16 protein-coding genes are annotated in these 20,951 nt (G+C 70.8%); 6 read left to right on the top strand and 10 right to left on the bottom strand.

All coding sequences use genetic code 11. The annotated features are described in order from the left end of the window. The first annotated feature begins 117 nt into the window (after positions 1 to 117). From ACF07B_RS13680 to ACF07B_RS13670, 3 genes are all read left to right on the top strand, one after another. Positions 118 to 1,113: an ABC transporter permease gene (locus ACF07B_RS13680; protein ID WP_392179089.1), complete on the top strand. Its 996-nt coding sequence runs from the start codon at positions 118 to 120 to the stop codon at positions 1,111 to 1,113. Beyond that, on the top strand, positions 1,110 to 1,949 hold the full coding sequence (locus ACF07B_RS13675) for an ATP-binding cassette domain-containing protein (RefSeq protein WP_392179088.1): 840 nt from the start codon (positions 1,110 to 1,112) through the stop codon (positions 1,947 to 1,949). Before ACF07B_RS13680 ends, ACF07B_RS13675 begins: the two co-directional genes overlap by 4 nt. 69 nt (positions 1,950 to 2,018) lie before the next feature. After that, positions 2,019 to 3,041: a LacI family DNA-binding transcriptional regulator gene (locus ACF07B_RS13670; RefSeq protein ID WP_392179087.1), complete on the top strand. Its 1,023-nt coding sequence runs from the start codon at positions 2,019 to 2,021 to the stop codon at positions 3,039 to 3,041. A 179-nt stretch (positions 3,042 to 3,220) separates the two neighbouring features. On the opposite strand, the gene ACF07B_RS13665 is transcribed toward ACF07B_RS13670, so the two are convergent. From ACF07B_RS13665 to dnaK, 8 genes are read right to left on the bottom strand one after another with little or no spacing between them, the layout of a single operon-like run. Continuing rightward, positions 3,221 to 5,035: an FAD-dependent oxidoreductase gene (locus tag ACF07B_RS13665; RefSeq protein WP_392179086.1), complete on the bottom strand. Its 1,815-nt coding sequence runs from the start codon at positions 5,033 to 5,035 to the stop codon at positions 3,221 to 3,223. Next, entirely contained in the window at positions 5,035 to 5,298 is a 264-nt protein-coding gene (locus ACF07B_RS13660; RefSeq protein ID WP_097227389.1) for a UBP-type zinc finger domain-containing protein, read from the bottom strand. The genes ACF07B_RS13665 and ACF07B_RS13660 overlap by 1 nt, the downstream gene beginning before the upstream one ends. Next, positions 5,295 to 5,750: a thioredoxin gene (gene trxA / locus ACF07B_RS13655; protein WP_392179085.1), complete on the bottom strand. Its 456-nt coding sequence runs from the start codon at positions 5,748 to 5,750 to the stop codon at positions 5,295 to 5,297. Before trxA ends, ACF07B_RS13660 begins: the two co-directional genes overlap by 4 nt. Further along, positions 5,747 to 8,386 (bottom strand): ATP-dependent chaperone ClpB, encoded by a 2,640-nt coding sequence (clpB, locus tag ACF07B_RS13650; RefSeq protein WP_392179084.1) that lies wholly within the window; start codon positions 8,384 to 8,386, stop codon positions 5,747 to 5,749. The genes trxA and clpB overlap by 4 nt, the downstream gene beginning before the upstream one ends. Next, on the bottom strand, positions 8,377 to 8,784 hold the full coding sequence (locus tag ACF07B_RS13645; protein ID WP_392179083.1) for a chaperone modulator CbpM: 408 nt from the start codon (positions 8,782 to 8,784) through the stop codon (positions 8,377 to 8,379). Before ACF07B_RS13645 ends, clpB begins: the two co-directional genes overlap by 10 nt. After that, on the bottom strand, positions 8,781 to 9,734 hold the full coding sequence (locus ACF07B_RS13640) for a DnaJ C-terminal domain-containing protein (RefSeq protein ID WP_392179082.1): 954 nt from the start codon (positions 9,732 to 9,734) through the stop codon (positions 8,781 to 8,783). Before ACF07B_RS13640 ends, ACF07B_RS13645 begins: the two co-directional genes overlap by 4 nt. A 6-nt stretch (positions 9,735 to 9,740) precedes the next feature. Then, positions 9,741 to 10,352 (bottom strand): nucleotide exchange factor GrpE, encoded by a 612-nt coding sequence (grpE, locus tag ACF07B_RS13635; RefSeq protein WP_392179081.1) that lies wholly within the window; start codon positions 10,350 to 10,352, stop codon positions 9,741 to 9,743. Positions 10,353 to 10,360: 8 nt separating this feature from the next. Next, positions 10,361 to 12,262: a molecular chaperone DnaK gene (gene dnaK, locus ACF07B_RS13630; RefSeq protein WP_392179080.1), complete on the bottom strand. Its 1,902-nt coding sequence runs from the start codon at positions 12,260 to 12,262 to the stop codon at positions 10,361 to 10,363. 290 nt (positions 12,263 to 12,552) lie between these two features. Here dnaK and ACF07B_RS13625 point away from each other — a divergent pair, with 290 nt between their 5' ends. After that, positions 12,553 to 14,334 (top strand): PucR family transcriptional regulator, encoded by a 1,782-nt coding sequence (locus ACF07B_RS13625; RefSeq protein WP_392179079.1) that lies wholly within the window; start codon positions 12,553 to 12,555, stop codon positions 14,332 to 14,334. Between the two features lie 138 nt (positions 14,335 to 14,472). On the opposite strand, the gene ACF07B_RS13620 is transcribed toward ACF07B_RS13625, so the two are convergent. Continuing rightward, on the bottom strand, positions 14,473 to 15,366 hold the full coding sequence (locus ACF07B_RS13620) for a LysR family transcriptional regulator (RefSeq protein ID WP_392179078.1): 894 nt from the start codon (positions 15,364 to 15,366) through the stop codon (positions 14,473 to 14,475). Positions 15,367 to 15,632: 266 nt separating this feature from the next. Here ACF07B_RS13620 and ACF07B_RS13615 point away from each other — a divergent pair, with 266 nt between their 5' ends. After that, entirely contained in the window at positions 15,633 to 16,820 is a 1,188-nt protein-coding gene (locus ACF07B_RS13615; RefSeq protein ID WP_392179077.1) for an MFS transporter, read from the top strand. A gap of 98 nt (positions 16,821 to 16,918) precedes the next feature. Next, positions 16,919 to 17,764 (top strand): aldo/keto reductase, encoded by an 846-nt coding sequence (locus ACF07B_RS13610; protein WP_392179076.1) that lies wholly within the window; start codon positions 16,919 to 16,921, stop codon positions 17,762 to 17,764. A gap of 77 nt (positions 17,765 to 17,841) precedes the next feature. Here ACF07B_RS13610 and uvrA read toward each other — a convergent pair whose 3' ends face one another. After that, entirely contained in the window at positions 17,842 to 20,310 is a 2,469-nt protein-coding gene (gene uvrA / locus ACF07B_RS13605; RefSeq protein WP_392179075.1) for an excinuclease ABC subunit UvrA, read from the bottom strand. Between the last annotated feature and the right edge of the window lie 641 nt (positions 20,311 to 20,951).

Raw genomic sequence — 20,951 nt, 5'->3', positions numbered from 1 at the left:
CTCAGCGGGGCGGTCGGCCCCACTCCCCGCCCAGGCCGACCGCCCCCTGTCCCGGCAGCGAGGGTTTCGCCCTCGCTGCCGGCCACAAGGACATCTGTCTTCCACCAAGGACTTCGCATGACAGCCACGACAACGCCCTACTCGGAGCTCAAAGCACCGACCACGGCGCGCAGACTGCTCGCCGCACCGACCACCGGACCCCTGGTCGCCCTCCTCCTGGCCTGTGCCTTCTTCTCCCTCTCGACCGACCAGTTCCTGACCGGCGGGAACTTCTCGCTGATCGTGCAGCAGGTCATGGTCGTGGGCACCCTCGCCATCGGCCAGACCCTGATCATCCTCACGGCGGGGATCGACCTGTCGAACGGAGCGGTGATGGCGTTCGGCAGCATCGTGATCGCCAAGATGGCGGCCGAGGGCTCCGTCCCCCCGCTCGTCGCGATCGCGCTGGGCCTGGCCGTCTGCGGTGGCTTCGGCCTGCTCAACGGGCTGCTGGTGCAGAAGATCCCGCTGCCCCCGTTCATCGTGACCCTCGGCATGCTCAACGTGGCGTTCGCACTGACCCACATCTACTCCGCGGAGCAGACGGTCACCAACCTGCCCGGCCCGCTGACGGCCCTCGGCGAGACCTTCCCGCTCGGCCACACCGACATCACCTACGGCTCCCTGGTCACCATCGCCCTGTTCCTGCTCCTCGCCTACGCGCTGAGCAGCACCGGCTGGGGGCGGCACGTCTACGCCCTGGGCAACAGTGCCGAGGCCGCCCGGCTCAACGGCATCCGCACCTCCCGCCTGACCATCGGCATCTACACCGTGGCCGGCCTGCTGTACGGCATCGCCGCCCTGCTGCTCATATCCCGCACCGGAGTCGGCGACCCCCAGGCCGGGCAGACCGACAACCTCGACAGCATCACCGCCGTGGTCCTCGGCGGCACCAGCCTCTTCGGCGGCCGCGGCTCGGTCCTTGGCACCTTCGTCGGCGTCCTCATCGTCGGCGTGTTCCGCAACGGCCTTCAGCTGATGGGCGTCGCCTCCATCTATCAGACCCTGATCACCGGCGTTCTGGTGATCCTCGCGGTGACCGTCGACCAGATCTCCCGGAAGAAGGTCCGATGACCGCCACCTCCTCCTCCCCCACGCCCGTTCTGCAGGCCCGCGGTCTGGTCAAGCGGTACGGCCAGGTCACCGCCATCGACGGCGCCGACTTCGACCTGCTGCCCGGCGAGGTCCTCGCCGTCATCGGCGACAACGGCGCCGGCAAGACCAGCCTGATCAAGGCCCTCACCGGTGCGGTGGCCCCGGACGCCGGCGAGATCCGCCTCAACGGCGAGCCCATCGCCTTCTCCGGCCCGCAGAGCGCGCGCGCCCAAGGCATCGAGACGGTCTACCAGGACCTGGCCGTGGCCGCCTCGATGGACATTGCCTCGAACATGTTCCTCGGCCGCGAGCTGCGCCGCCCCGGCGTCCTCGGCAATGTGTTCCGCATGCTCGACAAGAAACGGATGCGCCAGGAGGCCGCTGAGCACATGGCCGACCTGAAGATCGGTCTGCGGTCGCTGACGCAGTCGGTCGAGACGCTGTCCGGCGGGCAGCGGCAGGCCGTCGCGGTCGCCCGTTCCGTCGCCTGGGCCCGCTCCGTCGTCGTCATGGACGAGCCCACCGCCGCCCTCGGTGTCAAGGAATCCAGCCAGGTCCTGGACCTCATCCGTCGCGTCCGCGACAAGGGCATGCCGGTCGTCCTGATCAGCCACAACATGCCCCACGTCTTCGAGATCGCCGACCGGATCCACGTGCACCGGCTGGGACGGCGAGCCGCCCTGATCAAGCCCTCCGACTACTCCATGGCCGAGGTCGTCTCCATCATGACCGGCGCGCTTACCGTCGACGAGGCCGGAGATACTGTCGTAGCGGATTCGGAGGCCGCGAAGGCCGCCGGAGTCCAAGCGCACTGACTTCAGCATTCCAGGGTTCCGGCCGCCACCGCGGCCGGAACCAACGAGCCCACGAGGAACGGTCATTTGATGGCAGCAAGCCGCCGACCCACTCTGGCCGACGTCGCCCAAGAGGTAGGCGTCAGCGCCAAGACGGTGTCCCGTGTCCTCAACGAGGACGGCCCCGTTTCAGCGCAGACCAGAGAACAGGTGCTCGCCGCCGTGGCCAGACTCGGCTTCCAGCCGAACCTCATGGCGCGCAACATCCGCGTCGGCGGCCCGGACACCACCATCGGCCTGGTCATTCCCGACCTCGCCAACCCCTTCTTCGGGACCGTGGCCAGAAGCATCGAGGACACTGTCCGCGAGCGCGGACTGACTCTCCTCATGGGCTCCTCAGCGGACGACCCTCACCGCGAACGCGTCCTGACGGACAAGTTCCTCGGCCGCCGCGTCAGCATCCTGATGGTCGTGCCGTCCGTCGGCGCCGGCCACTCCCACCTCAAGACCCACCGCGCGGCGGGCCTTCCCGTGATCTTTCTCGACCGCCCGGGAGTGGACCTCGCCACGGACAGCATCGTCAGCTCCAACCGGGCCGGAGCCCATGAGGGTGTCGCCCACCTCATCACCCACGGACACCGGCGGATCGGCTTCGTCGGAGACCTTCCCGAGAAGCTGTACACCCGCCGTGAGCGTCTGGCCGGGTACCGCTCGGCCTTGCAGAAAGCCGGACTCCCCTACGACCGCTCACTGGTCACCAACGCCCACGACCAGCAGGGCGCCGCGACCGCGACCTCCCAGCTCCTCGACCAGGCCGACCCCCCCACCGCCCTGTTCGCCGGCAACAACATCATGGCGCTCGGCATCGTCGCCGAACTGGCCCGCACCGAACGCAAGCACGTAGCCGTCGTCGCCTTCGACGACCTGGTACTAGCCGAAGCCCTTGAACCGGCCCTGACTGTCGTTGCCCAGGACCCCGAAGAGATCGGCAGAACGGCAGCGACCACCGCCCTGAACCGACTCGACGGCGACCGCTCCCGCGCCCGCACCGTCACCGTCCCCACCAGACTGATCATTCGAGGCTCGGGCGAGCAGCTCGCCCCACGGCCGTAGGCGGCTCAAGTAGGCCGCTCACCTGGTTGAGCAGTTCGTCGACCTCGACCAGGGGACTGAGAGGGGTGGGTGCCCAACGGGGGCCTTTCCTGCAGACCGCCACCGCGGTGCCGCCGGACGGGCACGGCCACCGCCATCGCATCCATCTTCCTTCTCGTGATCTCATCGCCCGCCAGCCGTCATGCGAGCCATGCGGACTCCTTGTGACGTGTGCGTGGGGAGGCGTCCGAGCCGCCCGCGGCAACGGACGTGCCCGTGGTGCCGGGTGCGGCCGAGTGCCCCAGGTGCCGGTGCACGAAGTGGATGGCCATCGCGCCCTCACCGGCCGCCGAGGCCGCCCGCTTCACCGAGCCGCTACGGACGTCCCCCACCGCGAAGACCCCGGGCAGGCTGGTCTCCAGGGTCATGCACGAGCGCCCGCGGCCGTGCCACACCTCGGGGTAGGCGCAGGCTTCCTGGGCCTCCGGGCCGGTGAGAACGAAGCCGCGGGAGTCGAGGGCGACGATGCCGGTGAGCCACTCGGTGTGGGGGTCGGCACCGGTGAAGACGAACAGGCCCCGTACCGCGAGTCGGCGGTGCCCGCCCGTGCGGTTGTCGACCACGTCGAGCTCCTCCAGCGCCTCCTGGCCGATGACCTCGGTGACCTCGGTGTGCAGCATGACCTCCACCCGCGGGTGGCGTTCGACCTGCTCGACCAGGTAGCGGGACATGTTGGCCTCAAGGCTGGGCCCTCGGATCAGCAAGTGCACCTTCGGCGCGTACCCGGCGAGGAACAGCACCGCCTGGCCCGCCGAGTTGCCTCCGCCGACGACGGCCACCGGGTCGGTGCGGCACTGCTGGGCCTCGTAGACGGTCGCCGAGTAGTGGACGCTCGTTCCCTCCAGGCGTTCGATGCCGGGCACCTGGAGCCGGCGGTAGCGGGCACCCGTGGCCAGGACGACGGCGCGGGCGGCGATCTCGCTGCCGTCGGCGAACGCCACCACGTAGTGGTCCTCGTCCTTGGGATGGAGACCGGTCGCCTCCACCGGAATGCTGATCCTGGCGCCGAACTTGTCGGCCTGGAGCACGGCGCGTTCGGTGAGTTCGGCGCCGGAGATGCCGGCGGGGAAGCCGAGCAGATTCTCGATGCGAGACGACGTGCCGGCCTGGCCACCGGCGGCCATCGCCTCCACCACGGTGGTGCTCAGGCCCTCGGAGGCGGCGTACACCGCGGCAGCGAGGCCGGCGGGTCCGGAGCCGACGATGAGGACGTCGCCGTGACGGTTTCCGGCCGGCAGTGACGGCAGGCCGATGAGCCGGGCCAGTTCCGCGTTGCTGGGGTTGCGCAACAGGGTGGTGTCCCGCCAGATGACCAGCGGTGTCTCCCCCGGGCCGACGCCGAAGCGGCGCAGCAGGTCCTCGGCCTCCTCGTCGGTCTCCAGGTCGATCCAGCGGTGCGGCAGCCGGTTGCGGACGGCGAACTCGCGCAGCCGCCTGGTGTCGGGCGAGTAACGCGAGCCGATGATGCGGAAGCCGACACCCTGTCCGACGAGCAGCGCGCGACGTCCCAGACAGGCGCGCAGCACGACGTCCCCGATGGTGGAGTCCTGGGACACCAGGTGGCGCAACTGGTCCAAGGGGACGACGAGGACCTCGCCCGGCTCCCTGGCGACAGCGGTGTAGAAGGCCACCTGCCCGTTCAGCAGCCCGAGTTCGCCGATGAAGCGACCGGGGCCGTGCACGCGCAGCACGTGCTCCTCGGGAGTGCCGTAGCCCTCGACGACGGCGACGGTACCGCTGAGGACGACGAAGAACGTCTCGCAGCGCTCCCCCTCCTGGATCAGCACGTCGTTCGGAGCCATGCTCCGGCGTTGCCCGTGCTCCGCCAGACGTGCTGTCTGCTCCTCCGTCAGGCGCGGATACGCGCCGCAGGTGTCCGGGGTCTCCCGGAAGACGGCCTCGTCCGCTTCCTCCGGCACCGGTTCTCCGCCCGGCAGCGACTGGTCGCCGGACATCAGACGAACGCCTCGTGGACGTAGCACCAGCGCCAATCCTCGCCGGGCTGGAACGACTGCACGATCGGATGGGCGTCGGCAGCTGCGTGCCTACGCGCGTGCTTGTTCGGCGAGGAGTCACAGCAGCCGACGTGCCCGCAGGTCAGGCAGAGCCTCAGGTGGACCCACGGGGAGCCGAGGAGCAGACACTCCTGACACCCTTCTGGGGTCAGCGGCTGGACCGGCCGGACAAGCGCGAGGTGGGGGTCTGCGTGCAGAGTCATCCGGATCTCCCTTCCCGGGCCGTGATCGACTGTTCCACCCACTGGCGCAGAGCGGGGGCGGGCGCCGCCCCCGCCTGCCGGGCGACCGTCTCGCCCTGGTCGAGGACGAGCAGTGTCGGTACCGCCTGGACCTCGAAACGCTGCGCGAGCCGCGGGTTCTTGTCGATGTCGACCTTGACGAGTTTGATGCGGCCGGCGAGATCGGTGGCGACCTTCTCCAGCGCGGGACTGACCATGCGGCAGGGGCCGCACCAGGTGGCCCACAGGTCGACCACGACGGGGACGTCGGCCCGCTCGGCGACTTCGGTGAAGTCGTCGTCGCCCGCGTCCACCATCCACGGCAGGGGCTGCTTGCAGTGGCCGCACCTGGGGCGGCCCTCCGCGGCCACGGGCACCCGGTTGGTGCGCCCGCAGTTGGGACAACTGACGGTCGTCGCCTGCATCGTGCTCATGCCGCCCGAGCTCCCTTCACGTCCTCGGGCTGGTCGTAGGTGACCACCAGCTCTCCGTGTTCGGCGTCGACGCGGACCGTCGCGCCGTCCTGGACGTCGCCGCGCAGCAGGGCGCGTCCGACCAGTGTCTCGACCTCGTGGGAGATGTAGCGGCGCAGTGGCCGGGCCCCGTACACCGGGTCGTAGCCCTGGTGGGCGATCACTTCCCGGGCGGCGTCGGTGAGTTCGACGGTGATGCGGCGTTCGGCGAGCCGCTGTCGCAGTTCGTCGAACTGCAACTCCACGATCCGCTCGATCTGCTGCTCGCCGAGCGGTTTGAACAGCACGATGTCGTCGACGCGGTTGAGGAACTCCGGGCGGAAGTGCCCGCGCAGTTCGCCCATCACCAGGGCGCGGGCGTCGGGCTTGATCTCACCTTCGGCGGTGGCGCCGTCGAGGAGGTGCTCGGAGCCGATGTTGGACGTCATGATGATCACGGTGTTGCGGAAGTCGACGGTGCGGCCCTGCGCATCGGTGATGCGGCCGTCGTCGAGGATCTGCAGCAGGGTGTTGAAGACATCGGTGTGCGCCTTCTCGATCTCGTCGAACAGCACGACCGAGTACGGCTTGCGGCGTACGGCCTCGGTGAGCTGGCCGCCTTCCTCGTAGCCGACGTATCCGGGCGGTGCGCCCATGAGCCGGCTGACGGTGTGCCGCTCCTGGTACTCACTCATGTCGAGGCGGACCATGTTCTCCTCGGAGTCGAACAGAGTCCGGGCGAGGGTCTTGGCCAGCTCGGTCTTCCCGACGCCGGTGGGGCCGAGGAAGATGAACGAGCCGATGGGGCGGCGAGGGTCGCGGATGCCGGAGCGGGCGCGGATGATGGCGTCGGCGACGAGCTTGACGGCCTCGTCCTGGCCGATGACACGCTCGCGCAGGATGTCGTCGAGGCGCAGCAGCTTCTCGCGTTCGCCCTCCTGGAGGCGAGAGACGGGGATGCCGGTCCAGGCAGCGACGATCTCTGCGATCTCCTCCTCGGTGACGACCTCGCGCAGCAGCCGGTTCTGCCCTTGCTTGGCGGCCAGTTGCTCCTCCTCTGCGGCGAGTCGGCGCTCCAGGTCCTGGAGTCGGCCGTAGCGGAGTTCGGCGGCGCGGTTGAGGTCGTAGGCGCGTTCGGCTTCCTCCGCATCGTGACGGACCTGCTCCAGTTCCTGGCGCAGTTCCTGCACGCGGCGGATCGCCTGCCGTTCGGCCTCCCACTGGGCGTGTTTGGCGTCGGCCTCGCCGCGCAGGTCGGCCAACTCCCTGCGCAGCTCCTCCAGGCGGGTTTTGCTGGCGGGGTCGGTCTCCTTGGACAGGGCCGCTTCCTCGATCTCCAGGCGGGTGACGCGGCGGGTGATCTCGTCGAGTTCGGCGGGCATCGAGTCGATCTCGGTACGCAGCCGGGCGCACGCCTCGTCGACGAGGTCGATGGCCTTGTCGGGCAGGAATCGATCGGTGATGTAGCGGTGGCTGAGGATGGCCGCGGAGACCAGCGCGGTGTCCTGGATCTTCACGCCGTGGAACACCTCCAGGCGTTCGCGCAGTCCGCGCAGGATGGAGATGGTGTCTTCCACGCTCGGCTCGCCGACCAGGACCTGTTGGAAGCGGCGTTCGAGGGCGGCGTCCTTCTCGATGTGCTTGCGGTACTCGTCGAGGGTGGTGGCGCCGATCATGTGGAGTTCGCCGCGGGCGAGCATCGGCTTGAGCATGTTGCCCGCGTCCATGGCCCCTTCGGCGGCGCCCGCTCCTACGACGGTGTGGAGTTCGTCGACGAAGAGCAGGATGCGCCCCTGGGCGGCTTTCACCTCGGACAGCACGGCCTTGAGGCGTTCCTCGAACTCGCCGCGGTACTTGGCACCGGCGACCAGGGAGCCCATGTCGAGGGCGAACACCGTCTTGTCGCGCAGGCCCTCGGGGACGTCGCCGCGAACGATGCGCTGGGCCAGGCCCTCGACGATGGCGGTCTTGCCGACGCCGGGGTCGCCGATGAGGACGGGGTTGTTCTTCGTCTTGCGGCTGAGGATCTGGGTGACGCGGCGGATCTCCGCGTCACGGCCGATGACCGGGTCCAGCCGCCCGGACCGAGCCTCGAGGACCAGGTCGCGGCCGTACTTCTCCAGAGCCTCGTAGGCCACTTCGGGGTTGGCGGAGGTGACGCGCTGGTTTCCGCGGACCTGGGTGAGCGCGCTCAGGAACGAGTCCCTGGTGATGCCGGCCTGTTTGAGAAGTCGCCCGGCGGCGGTCGAAGAGCTCTCCTCGGCCAGGGCTAGCAGCAGGTGCTCCACGGACACGTACTCGTCCTTGAGGCGTTTGGCCTCCCGTTCGGCGGCGTCGAGCAGCCGGGAGAGGCGCTGGGTGACGAAGACCTGGCCGGGTGCCGCGCCGGGGCCTGTGACCTTCGGGCGGCGGGAGAGTTCCTCGCGCACGGCAGCGCGCAGTTTCATCGGCTCGGTGCCGGCCTGTTGCAGCAACCGCGGGATCAGACCGTCCTCCTGATCGAGGAGTGCGAGCAGCAGGTGTTCCCCGTCGACCTCGGTGTGCCCCATGCCGACGGCCGCGGTCTGGGCCTCCTGGAGGGCTTCCTGGGACTTCTGGGTGAGACGGTTCATGTCCATGGGGGTGTTTCACTCCTCGTGCCGCGGCCGCGCAGGGCGGCTTCGAGCAGGCTGATGCGGTCGAGCAGGTCGAGCACCAGGCCGATGGATGCGTAGTTGAGGCAGAGTCCGGTGCGCAGCCGCTGGATGCGGGCAAGGGCCGCCGGGGCCGTGGGGTCGAACACCAGGTGCCCCGCGGCGTCGCGTTCGGCGTCGATGAGGCCGAGGGCGACGAACCGGCGGATCAGATCGGGGTGGAGGCCCGAGAGACGGGCCACGGCGTCGAGGGAGAGCCGGGGGGCGGGCACGAGCGCGTACCGGACAGCCGTCGTGGCGGTGATGTCTGCGCCCGTTCGTACCGGACGGGCGCCCCCGCCGGCCCAGCCGGTGCCTGCCGCTCCCGCGGGTCGGTCGTTCATCGCGTCCTCCTGGGGTCGAACGAGGAAGTGGCGGCGAGCTCCTCGAACAGTTCGCGCTCCCGGTCGCTGAGCGTGGGCGGCACCATGATGCGGAGTTCGGCGTACAGGTCGCCGTTCGCGCCGCGCGGGTTCGGCATGCCCTCGCCACGCAGCCGCAGCCGCCGGCCGCTGGAGGAGCCCGCGGGCACCGTGACCTTGGCCGTGCTGCCGCCGGGCGTGGGCACCGGCACGGTCGCACCCAGGGCCGCCTCCCAGGGGGCGACCGGGACCTGGATGTGCACGTCGCGGCCGTCCAGCCGGAACCGGGGGTGGGGCTGGATACGCACCCGCAGGTACAGGTCGCCCGCGGCGGCGTCACGACTGCCCCGGCCGCCCTCACCCGCCAGCCGGATGCGCTGCCCGTCGGTGACGCCCGGCGGCACGTCGACCTCGTACCGCCGCGGCTGCCCGGTGGGACCGGCGAGCGTGACGGTGCGCCGGCCGCCTCGGTACGCCTCCTCGACGGTGAGCGGCAGCTCGGCCTCCTGGTCCGCGCCGGGGACGCCGCCCGGGGCGGCGCCGGCTCCGAACATGGAGCCGAGCAGGTCCTCGATGTCAATGCCCTCCGCGCCGAAGTCGTCGCCGAAGCCGGTGGCGTATCGGACACGGGGGCCGCCCGCGCCCGCGGTCCCCCGACCGCGGAAGCCGCCGCCCGCTCCGGCCGCGACCCGTTCGTCGAAGTCCTCGGGGATCTTGCGGAAGTCCTCGCCGAAGCGGTCGTAGCGGGCCCGGGTCTTGGGATCGGACAGGACGCTGTGTGCCTCGTTGAGGTCCTTGAAACGCTCCTCCGCCGCGGGGTCCTTGTTGACGTCGGGGTGGTACCTGCGGGCGAGTTTGCGATACGCCTGCTGGATCTCGTCCTGGCTCGCGCTCCGCGACACGCCGAGCACCTCGTAGTAGTCCCGTGCCATCGCCGGTCACTCCCGCTTCGCGACGGTCACCGCGGCCGGCCTGAGCTGCCTCTCGCCGTCCCCGTAGCCGGGGCGCAGCACCTCGACGACCGTGCCCGGTGGGGCGTCCGGGTCCTGGACGACGCCGACCACCTCGTGCCGGGCCGGGTCGAAGGCGACGCCGGTCTCCGCGTGCCGCGGGTAGCCGAGCAGGTCGAGGACGTTCACCGCCTGGTCGCGTACGGCCCGGATGCCCTCCACGATCGCGCCCGGATCGGCGCCGGCATGGGTCAGGGCGAGTTCGAGGTTGTCGAGGACGGGCAGGAAGGCGGCCGCCGTGCGGGACCGCTCGACGGCCCGCTCGCGCTCCAGTTCCCTGGCGTGACGCTTGCGAAGGTTGTCGAGGTCGGCGAGTGCGCGCCGCCAGCGGTCCTCCAGTTCCCGGATCGCGGTCGTGTACTCGTCCTCGGCAGGCGCGGGGCCGGCGGCGTCGGGCCCCGGTTCGCCGTTCGCCGCTTCCGGCCGGGTCGGCGGGCCCGGTTGCGGCAAATCCGCGCGAGGAGGGCGTACGGCGCCGTCTGGGGCCGGTCCGACCGGATCCGGACCGGCCCGGTCGGGTTCCTGGGGGTGGGTGGGCATGGCGCGCCTCAGCCCTTGTCGAATTCGGCGTCGATGACATCGTCGCCACCGGCGTCGCCACTCGTGGGACCACCGGTGGCGGCATCCTGGCCGGGACCGCCGTCCGCGGTGGCGGCGCCCTGATGGGCCGCCAGCCCGGCGAGCACCTGCTGGAGTTCGGAGGTCAGGGGCCGCACGCGCTCCACGCCCGCCTCTTCCTTGACCACCGCCCGGGCGTCGGACACGAGCATCTCGGCGCGTGCCTTTTCGTGCGCGGGCGCTGCGTCGCCCAGTTCGGTGAGACGCTTCTCGACCTGGTACGCGACGGCGTCGAGTTCGTTGCGGGCGTCGACGGCCTCGCGGAGTGCATGGTCCTGGTCCTGGTTGCGCTCGGCCTCCTGGACCATGCGTTCGACCTCACCGCGGTCCAGGTTGGAGCTCTCGCTGATGGTGATGCCCTGTTCCTTGCCGGTGTCCCGGTCGCGGGCCTTGACGTTGAGGATGCCGTTGGCGTCGATGTCGAAGGTGACCTCGACCTGCGCTTCGCCCCGCGGCGCCGGTCGGATGTCGGTGAGCTGGAACCGGCCCAGCACCCGGTTGTCGGCGGCCCGCTCGCGCTCGCCCTGGAGGACCACCACATCGACGGCCGGCTGGTTGTCCTCGGCGGTGGAGAAGGTCTCGCTGCGGCGCACCGGGATGGTGGTGTTCCGCTCGATGATCTTCGTCATCACTCCGCCGCGCGTCTCCACGCCCAGCGACAAGGGTGTGACGTCGAGCAGCAGGACGTCCTTGACCTCGCCCTTGAGCACCCCGGCCTGGATGGCGGCACCCAGGGCCACGACCTCGTCGGGGTTGACGCTCATGTTGGGTGCCTTGCCGCCGGTCAGCCGGCGGACCAGGGCCTGGACCGCCGGGATACGGGTGGAGCCGCCTACGAGGATGACCTCGTCTATGTCGCTCTCGCCGACCTTGGCGTCGGCCATGGCCTGCTGGACCGGTCCCAGGCAGCGCTCCACCAGGTCGCCGGTGATCTGCTCGAACGTGGACCGCATGATCGAGTCGGTGAGGTGCTTGGGCCCGGAGGCGTCGGCGGTGATGAACGGCAGGCTGACCTGCGTCTGCGTCACCGAACTGAGCTCGGTCTTCGCCTTCTCCGCCGCCTCGAACAATCGTTGCAGCGCCTGCGGGTCCTTGCGCAGGTCGATGCCGTTCTCCTTCTGGAAGTCGTCCGCGAGGTAATCCACCAGACGCCGGTCGAAGTCGTCGCCGCCCAGGTGGCTGTCGCCGGCGGTGGAGCGCACCTCCACCACACCGTCGCCGACGTCGAGGATGCTCACGTCGAAGGTGCCGCCGCCCAGGTCGAAGACGAGGACGGTCTCGTGCTCCTTCTTGTCCATGCCGTACGCGAGGGCCGCCGCGGTCGGCTCGTTGATGATCCGCAGCACCTCCAGTCCCGCGATCCGTCCGGCGTCCTTGGTGGCGGTGCGCTGAGCGTCGTTGAAGTAGGCGGGCACCGTGATGACCGCCTCCGTGACCCTCTCCCCGAGCTGCTTGGAGGCGTCGTCGGCGAGTTTGCGCAGCACCTGTGCGCTGATCTCCTCAGGCGCATAGAGCTTGTCGCGCACCTTGAAGCGGGCCGCCCCGCCGTCGCCTTCGACGACGTCGTACGTCACCGCCCTGGCCTCGTCGGAGATCTCGTCGAAGTGCCGGCCGATGAACCGCTTGGCCGAGTAGATGGTGCCCTTCGGGTTGAGGATCGCCTGCCGCCGGGCCAGCTGGCCCACCAGACGTTCCCCGGTGTCGGTGAAGGCCACCACGGACGGTGTCGTGCGGTTGCCCTCGCTGTTGGGCACGACGGACGGCTCGCCGCCCTCCCACACGGCGATCACCGAGTTGGTGGTGCCCAGGTCGATGCCCACTGCCTTGGCCATGAGGAACTCCTCCCGGTACGACGCCTGCGTCGACTCTCCGGATCACGTTCGTCAGGTAGAGGTGGGACCTCCGCCGGTTTCCCACCGGCGCGCACGGAGGGTCTCGAGCACTCCCCAGGGTGACGAACCGGGAGGCTCCACGCCTGCGCCTGGCGAGTCAGGAATGCACGGGTCCGGTTGCCCTACGAGTACAAGAGGAGGAATCCGAACATCTCGGGTAAACCGGCCGGGAGCGGGTACGCGAGATACGACTCGCCTCCCTGAAGACTCAGGGAGAACGGAGTGATGCCATGACCGGCAGTCGGACGCACAGCCTGTACCGCCACCGCTCCAACCGGGCGAGCAGCCTTCCGCGAGGCAGCGCCCGGTGGCACCCCACGGTCGTGCGCACATGGCGCCGCCCACCCGTGCGCAACCCGGACGACCATGCCCTCCGCGACCTGACGGTGCTCTCCCGCGCCCGGCTCGACACCCCGGACGAGGACGAGATCCTGCGCCTGGCCATGGACCACATAGCCGCCGCGGGGCCATACAGCGCCGAGGCCGGATACCTCAAGGTGGACGGCGACCTGGTCCCCAGCCCGAGGAACGGGCAGACGCATGTCTCGGCCGTGGGCCGGAGGGTGCGGGAGCTGGCCGGGCGGGACGGCCCCGTGACCGTACCCGGCAGGCCCTGGGGGCGGGCCCTGGGGCTACGCGGACTTGAGGGACTCCACGGCTACCTCGTGGTGACGTCCCGCTCCCGGCCATCCGAGGCCGAGCGGTCCCTGCTCGCCACGCTCGTCCGGCACACCGCTGCTGCACTGTCCGTCGCCTTCGCAGACCGCCGCCAACGCGAGGACGCGTGGGAGCTGCACCGACTGAGGGACGAACGCACAGCCCTCCAACGACAGCTGATCTCCGTCGTGGCGGAGCTGGGGTACCAGCGGGCCGTTCACACGCTCATGGCCGACGTCGCTGCTTCGGACGGCGGCGAGGAAGCCATCACCCGTGCACTGCACAGGCTCACTGGACTCCCCGCGCTGGTCGAGGACCGCTTCGGTCGGCTGAGGTTCTGGACCGGCCCCGGCCGCCCCGACCCCTATCCCGAGCCGGACCCCGTACGCCAGGACGAAACACTGCACGCCGTCGCCCGTCAGGCCGGGCCGGTGCGGGTGAAGGACCGGCTGATCACCCTGGTCCGCCCGCACGGCGAGATTCTGGGCGTGCTGGCGCTGGTCGATGCCCGGAACGAGGCCGACGAGCACACCGTACTCGCGCTGGAACACGCCGCCGCGTCGCTCGCCCCGGAGCTGGCGCACCTGCGCAATCTGGCCGAAGTGGAGCTGAGGCTGCACCGCGCGCTGGTCGACGACCTCCTGGCGGGGACGGACGAGGCGAGCGCCTACGCCCGGTCCGAGGCAGTCGGACACGACCTGCACCGCAGCCACTACATCGTCGTGGTGCAGTGGCCGAACCGGACTGCGGATGATTCCTTCGCGCAGACCGTGGGACGGGCGGCCTCTGGCGTCGGCATGCGCTCGCTGCTGACCCGACGTTCCGACCACGTGGTCCTGGTCGCCGACGACAGGCCGCACGCCCGCGCGTTGTACGAGGCGCTCGCCCGGGAGACCGGGACAAGGTCCGGGACGATCGGTGTGAGCGCCCCTTGCGACTCCCTGGACGACATACCCCGCCACTACGAGGAGGCGCAGCGCGCCATGGAGGTGCGCCGCCACTCCCGCGAGCGCTACGGCACGACGTTCTTCGACGAGCTCGGCCTCTACCGCATCCTGGGACCTGGCAACGATTACCGGGAACTGGAGACGTTCGTCCAGGAGTGGCTCGGGCAGCTCATCGACTACGACTCCCGGCACCACACGGCCATGGTGGAGACCCTGTCCCGGTACTTCGACTGCGGCGGCAACTACGACGAGACCGCGGACTCCCTCGCGATCCACCGCAGCACGCTGCGCTATCGGCTCCAGCGCATCCGCGACATCAGCGGCAACGACCTCGCGAACGTCGAGGACAGGCTGAACCTCCAGGTGGCGACCCGGGTGTGGAAGATCGTGCTGGGCGGCCCCGGCTGATGCCTCGCCAGGACTCTGGCGCGATCGGCGTCAGCAGCAGTCGGGCGAGCTGCCCGAGATGTCGCGGCCGGAGCGAGGCGGGCGCGGGGGCCCGGACAGACACCACCGCCCTGTGACGCCCGGGCCGCGGCCCGGGCGTCACAGGGCGATGACGTGGTGGCCGACCAGGTCGAGCAGCGCCCGCAGGGCCGAGCTGGGCCGCCGGGTCGACGACGTGCCGAGATGCATGCTCCAGCGGAGCACGGTGCCGTGGACGTCCAGGACGTGCAGGCCGGGGGTGCGGGCAACGGCGAACGGGGGCAGGAAGGCGATGCCCAGACCGTGCCGGACCAGTGCCGCCCCCATGTCGATGTCGGGCACCTCCAGAGCCACCCGGCGTACGACGCCCGCCACAGCGAACGCCCGGTCGACCACCTCGCGGTTGCCGTAGCCCGGCGGGAAGTCCACGAAGGGTTCCCCCGCGAGGTCCGCAAGTGCCACCTTTCCCCGCTGCGCGAGCGGATGGGCGGCGCTCACCACCAGGACGAGCGGCACGGTGGCCAGCTCCCGCGCGTCGATCCCGGCGGGTTTGTGCTCCTCGGGCAGCGACAGGAAGGCCACGTCCAGGTCCCCGCTGAGCAGCGCGTGCGCCAGTCCCGCCGATCCGGTCGTCGCCAGCCGCAGCCGGACGTCGATCGCCGGATGCCGCGCGTGCAGCTGTCCGAGGAGCGCAGGCAGGTCCACCACCTCGACCGAGGCCATGGCGCCCACGTTCACCGTGCCGCGCAGCGTGTCCTGTGCCTCGCGCACGGCGTCCTGGGCCGCCTGGGCGGCGTGCAGGGTGGCCCGAGCCTCCGGCAGCAGCGCCGCGCCCGCCCCGGTGAGCCGGACCTGCTGCGACGTGCGCTCGAACAGCGCGCAGCCGAGCTCGCGCTCCAGGGAGCGGATCGCGGCGGACACCCCCGACTGCACCACGTGCAGCCGACGTGCGGCACGCGTGAAACTCAGCTCCTCGGCGACCGCGATGAAGTGCTCCAGCTGACGTAGCTCCACACGAGAAGTATCACTCGTATTGCTCGAGCTCAGCAAAAACATTCGTTGGCACTGATCCTGCCTGGTGAGGAGGATGGAAAGCGCCATCCACTTCCGCCCGAGGAGGGGTACCCCTGCCTGCCGTACCGACGCCGCTCAGCCGTCCCACAGCCGACGCTCCCGGCGACCCGACCCACCAGGTCCCAGCACCCGCTCCCGCCGGCCTGCCGCCCCGCGCCCCCGCCCGGCGCCGTGCCTCGCACACGACCGGCTTCTGGTTCGTGGCGGTGGCCTTCACCGTGCTGATGGCCTTCGGCACCGCGCCGACCCCGCTGTGGCCGCTGTACGAGGCCCGGGACCACTTCGGCGCGACCACGGTCACGGTGGCGTACGCCTCGATGGTCGTGGGCGCAGCGGCCGCCTTCCTCGGACTGGGACACCTGTCGGACCGGCTCGGCCGGCGGCGCATCATCGTGCCGGCGCTGCTGGTCGGCATCGTCGCGTCGGTCGTACTGATCGCGTGGCGGGACCTGCCGGGGCTGATCGCGGGCAGGATCCTGAACGGCGTCGGACTGGGGCTGATGGCCTCGACCGCGACGACGTACCTGCACGACCTCCACCACGAGGCCCGTCCGGAACGGACGGGTTCGGTGCTGCCCGGCATCGTGGCCACCGCCGCCAACCTCGGCGGCCTGGCCGCGGGGCCCCTGGTCGCCGGAGCCGCCGCCGAGTGGCTTCCCACGCCCCTGATCACCACCCAGGCGATCTTCACGCTCGCCATGGCCGTGTGCCTGGCGCTGGTGCTGTCCACCCCGGAGACCGTGGACCTGGAGCTGCCCGCGGCCGAACCGCCCAGCAGGTTCGTCCTGCGCGCCGGCGGCCGGCGGACGTTCGGCGCGGCCGGCGCGCTGGGCGCCTTCGCCTTCGCGATCCTCGGCCTGATCTCCTCCCTCGGGGCGAGCGTGCTCCACGGCACCCTGCACACCGACTCGCACCTCGTGGTCGGCCTGGCCGCCTTCCTCATGTTCGGTTCCGCGGCGGCCGCCCAGCTGGTGCTGGGCCGTCTCCCACTGCCCCGGGTCCTGACCGTGGGGGCAGTGGTCTTCCCGGTCGGACTGGTCCTGTGCGTCGTCGCCCTCTACCACCCGGCGCTCTGGCTCTACCTGGTCGCCGTGTCCCTGTCGGGAGCCGGCTCCGGGCTGCTGTTCAAGGGAGGCGTCGAACGTGCCGTTACAGTGGCCGAGCCCGCCTCACGCGCGGGGGTCCTCGCCGTGTTCTTCGTCGTCGCGTACCTGGGAATGGGCCTGCCCTCCATCCTGTTCAGCCTCGCCCTGAGGCATTTCGCCGTGCAGACCGCGATGATCGGCTTCGCGGCGGTCCTCGCCTGCGGCGCCGTTGTGTCGGTCGCCGTCGCGTTGCGCGACCGCGCACCCGGTCCCGGCACGCTCTCGGCGCGCTCCGCCCGCCCCTCCTGACCTCCCTGCGGCGTGTCACCGGTTGTCTGGGAGGCGCGGACCTGGGCACTCGGTGCGGGCGCGCGTGACACTGATCCGCGGCAGACGGGAGGCCCGGGATGTCTGTGGAATCGGCCAGAACGATCGCGCTCCCCTCCGGTGAGGAGATCGCTGCACTTGGGCAGGGCACCTGGTACCTGGGCGAGGAACCGGCCCGGCGTGAACAGGAGATCGCCGCGCTGCGGCTGGGCGTGGACCTGGGCATGACCGTCGTCGACACGGCGGAGATGTACGGCGACGGCGCAGCCGAGGAGCTCGTCGGGGAGGCCCTCCGGGGACGCCTGGAGGAGGTCTTCCTCGTCAGCAAGGTGCTGCCCGGCCACGCCGACCGGAAGGGCACCGTCGCCGCCTGCGAGGGCAGCCTGCGGCGGCTCCGTGCGGAACGGCTGGACCTCTACCTGCTGCACTGGCGGGGACGGTGGCCACTTGAGGAGACTCTTGCGGGATTCACCGACCTGATGGAGGCGGAGAAGATCCGCTACTGGGGCGTGAGCAATCTGGACATCGCCGACGTGGTCGAGCTGACCACCCTCCCCGGTGGCGACGCCGTGGCCGTCGACCAGGTGCTGTACAACCTCTCCCGGCGCGGCGTCGAGTGGGATCTGCTCCCCTGGTGCCGCGAGGCCGGGGTGACGGTCATGGCCTACTCCCCGGTCGAGCAGGGGCGGCTGCTGGAGGTCGAGGCACTGGATGCCGTGGCCCGGGCCCTCGGGGCCACGCCGGCCCAGGTGGCACTCGCCTGGGTGCTGGAACAGGGGATGGCCGCGATCCCGCGTTCCGCATCACCCGACCACGTTCGGGAGAACCGCGGCGCGGTGGACCTCCACCTTCCCACCGAGGCGGTCGAGGCCCTCGACGAGGCGTTCCCGCCGCCCAGCGGGCCCACGCCCCTGGAGATGCTCTGAAGCTGGAACGCAGCATCGACGCGCGCGACCCTGCGCCCCGGACCCGGCTGACCGGTGCTCAGCCCCTCGCCCCGTCGTCATGAGCGCGCGAGCCGGGCCGCGAGATAGGGCGCGGTGGCGCTGCGGCGGGCCCTCGCCACCTTGGCCGGCGGGCCCGCCGCGACCACCCGGCCGCCCGCGTCGCCGCCGCCCGGCCCGAGGTCGATGACCCAGTCGGCGGTGGCGATCGTGTCCAGGTCGTGCTCGACGAGGACGACCGTGTTGCCGGCGTCGACGAGCCGGTGCAGTTGTCGCAGCAGCAGCGCGATGTCCGAGGGGTGCAGCCCCGCCGTCGGCTCGTCGAGCAGGTAGAGCGCGTGTCCGCGGCGGGCTCGCTGGAGTTCGGTGGCCAGTTTGATGCGTTGCGCCTCACCACCGCTGAGTTCCGTCGCGGGCTGGCCCAGCCGCAGGTACCCCAGACCCACCTCGCGCAACGTCTCCAGACTGCGGGAAGCGGCCGGGACGCCGGACAGGAAATCGGCGGCGGCGTCGACGGACAACGCCAGCACCTCCGCGATGTTCTTTCCGCGGTAGGTGACCTCCAGCGTTTCGGCGTTGTACCGGGCGCCCTGGCAGGTCGGGCACGGCGCGTAGGTGCCGGGCAGGAACAGCAGTTCCACCGCGACGAATCCCTCGCCCTGGCAGGTCTCGCACCGCCCCTCGGGCACGTTGAAGGAGAACCGTCCGGCCGAGTAGCCGCGCCCCCTGGCCTCGTCCGTCGCCGCGTACAGCTTGCGCACCGCGTCGAACATCCCCGTGTACGTGGCCAGGTTGGAGCGGGGAGTTCGGCCGATGGGCCGTTGGTCGACCAGGACCAGCCGGTCGAACGACTCGACCCCCGACGTGTCCTGGACGTCGACCTCCAGCCGCGCCTCGTCGGGCTCCTCGGGTACGGGTCCGAGGTGGCCGCGGACGACCTCGGCGAGTACCTGCGTCACCAGCGTCGACTTCCCGGAACCGGACACGCCCGTCACCGCCGTCAGTACGCAGAGCGGTACGTCGACGGACACGGCGTGCAGATTGTGGCGGGAGACGCCGCTCAGGCGCAGCCAGCCGTGCGGTGTGCGCGGGCGGTGATCGAGCGGCTGGGCGCGCCCGAACAGGTACTGGCTCGTGGCCGACTCCCGGACCTGCTCAAGACCGGCGACCGGGCCGCTGTACAGCACGCGTCCGCCGCCCTCACCCGCGCCGGGGCCGATGTCGACCACCCAGTCCGCCCGCCGTACGACGTCCATGTCGTGCTCCACGACGAACAGCGAGTTGCCCGCCGCCTTGAGGCGGTCCAGCACGTCCAGCAGCGGTTCCGCGTCAGCCGGGTGCAGGCCCGCGGAGGGTTCGTCGAGGACGTAGACGACGCCGAACAGCCCCGAGCGCAGCTGGGTGGCGATCCGCAGGCGCTGCGCCTCGCCCGGCGACAGGGTCGTCGAGCGGCGCCCGAGGCTGAGATATCCGAGGCCCAGGTCGAGCAGTACCTCGACCCGCGCGACCAGATCGCCGCAGATCCGGACCGCGACCTCGGTCGTCTCACCGGATCGGGCGGTCGACGTGGTGGCGTCGGCCTCGGACCGCTTCGCGACGGGCCGCAGCAGCGCCGCGACCTCGGTGAGCGGCATCGCGTTGATCTCGGCGATGGAACGTCCGGCGAAGGTCACGGCGAGTGCCTCGGGCCGCAGTCCGCTGCCGTGACACTCGGGGCAGGGCACACTCCTGACGAACCGGAGCGCCCGTTCGCGCATCTTCTCGCTCTTGGAGTCGGCGAGGACGTGCATGACGTGCTTGCGGGCGCTCCAGAACTTGCCCTGGTAGCCGTAGTCGACGCGGTCCTCCTCCGGCTCGATGTACACGGAGGGCTGCTCGTCCGTGTACAGCAGCCAGTCCCGGTCCTTCTTCCTGAGCCTGCGCCACGGTCGGTCGATGTCGATACCCAGGCCGCTCACGACACTGCGCAGGTTCGCGCCCTGCCAGGCGCCCGGCCAGGCGGCGATCGCCCCCTCTCGGATGCTCAGCGAGGGATCCGGGACGAGCAGGTCCTCGGCGACGTCGTGCACGACCCCCAGTCCGTGGCACTCCGGGCAGGCCCCGGCCGCGGTGTTGGGTGAGAACGACTCGGCCTCCAGCCGTGCGGCCCGGGGCGGATAGGTGCCGGCGCGGGAGTACAGCATGCGGAGCAGATTGGACAGCGTGGTGATGGTGCCGACCGTCGAGCGCGAGCTGGGCGACCCGCGTCGCTGTTGCAGGGCCACGGCGGGTGGCAGTCCGGTGATTTCCTGCACGTGCGGTGCGCCGACCTGTTGCAACAGCCTTCGGGCGTACGGTGCTACGGACTCGAAGTAGCGTCGCTGGGCCTCCGCGTAGAGCGTGCCGAACGCGAGCGAGGACTTGCCCGAACCGGAGACGCCGGTGAAGGCGACCATCGCGTCCCGCGGAACGTCGACATCGATGTTCTTCAGGTTGTTCTCACAGGCGCCCCGGACATGCACGAAGGGGTCGGTCGCGTCCTTGTCCACCGTTCCTGATTACCTGATCGCGCCGGGAACCGCGCGACAGGCGCCGTCACGGGGCCCGCTCACACGAGCCTCCGGAGTATCCCGGATCCATTTTCGATACACGGCCTTGGGCGGCGCACACTCCGCGGTTGGCGGATGCCGACAAGGGGGCGTTGCTGCTGGAGACCACCCTCCCCGGGGTTTTCGTCGCCGGCCATGAAGGTGATCACGGTGACGAGGTTGAACAGGAGGCGGGCCTGTTGCCGATCGATCTCGTCGCGGTGCCCGGGGTGGTGCGGAACCGGTGTTCGCGGTGGCGCACGCAACCGTGGCCCGGTGGTGGGGCAGGCCCTGTGCGGGGAGGACGAGGAGACCTGACCATGCCGCCTGCCCCTGCCGGCAGGGGCCAGCGTGTCACGCGGCGTCGGCGATGCCTCGGGGGCATCCTGTGGGCACGGGCGATCGCGGGGGCAGCCGACGAGAAGGAGTCATGCGGGTGTCGTCTCAGGGCGCTACGGTCGTGGCTCTCCTGGCGGATCCTGACGCGCCCACGGAGATCGCGCAGCGCATGGCCCGGATACTTCCCGCTCGGCTCGCCGACAGGTCAGGCCAGGGGCGACGGTTCGACGTCCAGGTGGTCAGTGAGCCCTTCACCGCAGGGA

The organism is Streptomyces sp. NPDC015532, assembly GCF_043078065.1.
Lineage (GTDB): Bacteria > Actinomycetota > Actinomycetes > Streptomycetales > Streptomycetaceae > Streptomyces.
The sequence above is the reverse complement of the archived record's forward strand: the minus strand, read 5'-3'. Positions and strand labels throughout refer to the sequence as shown.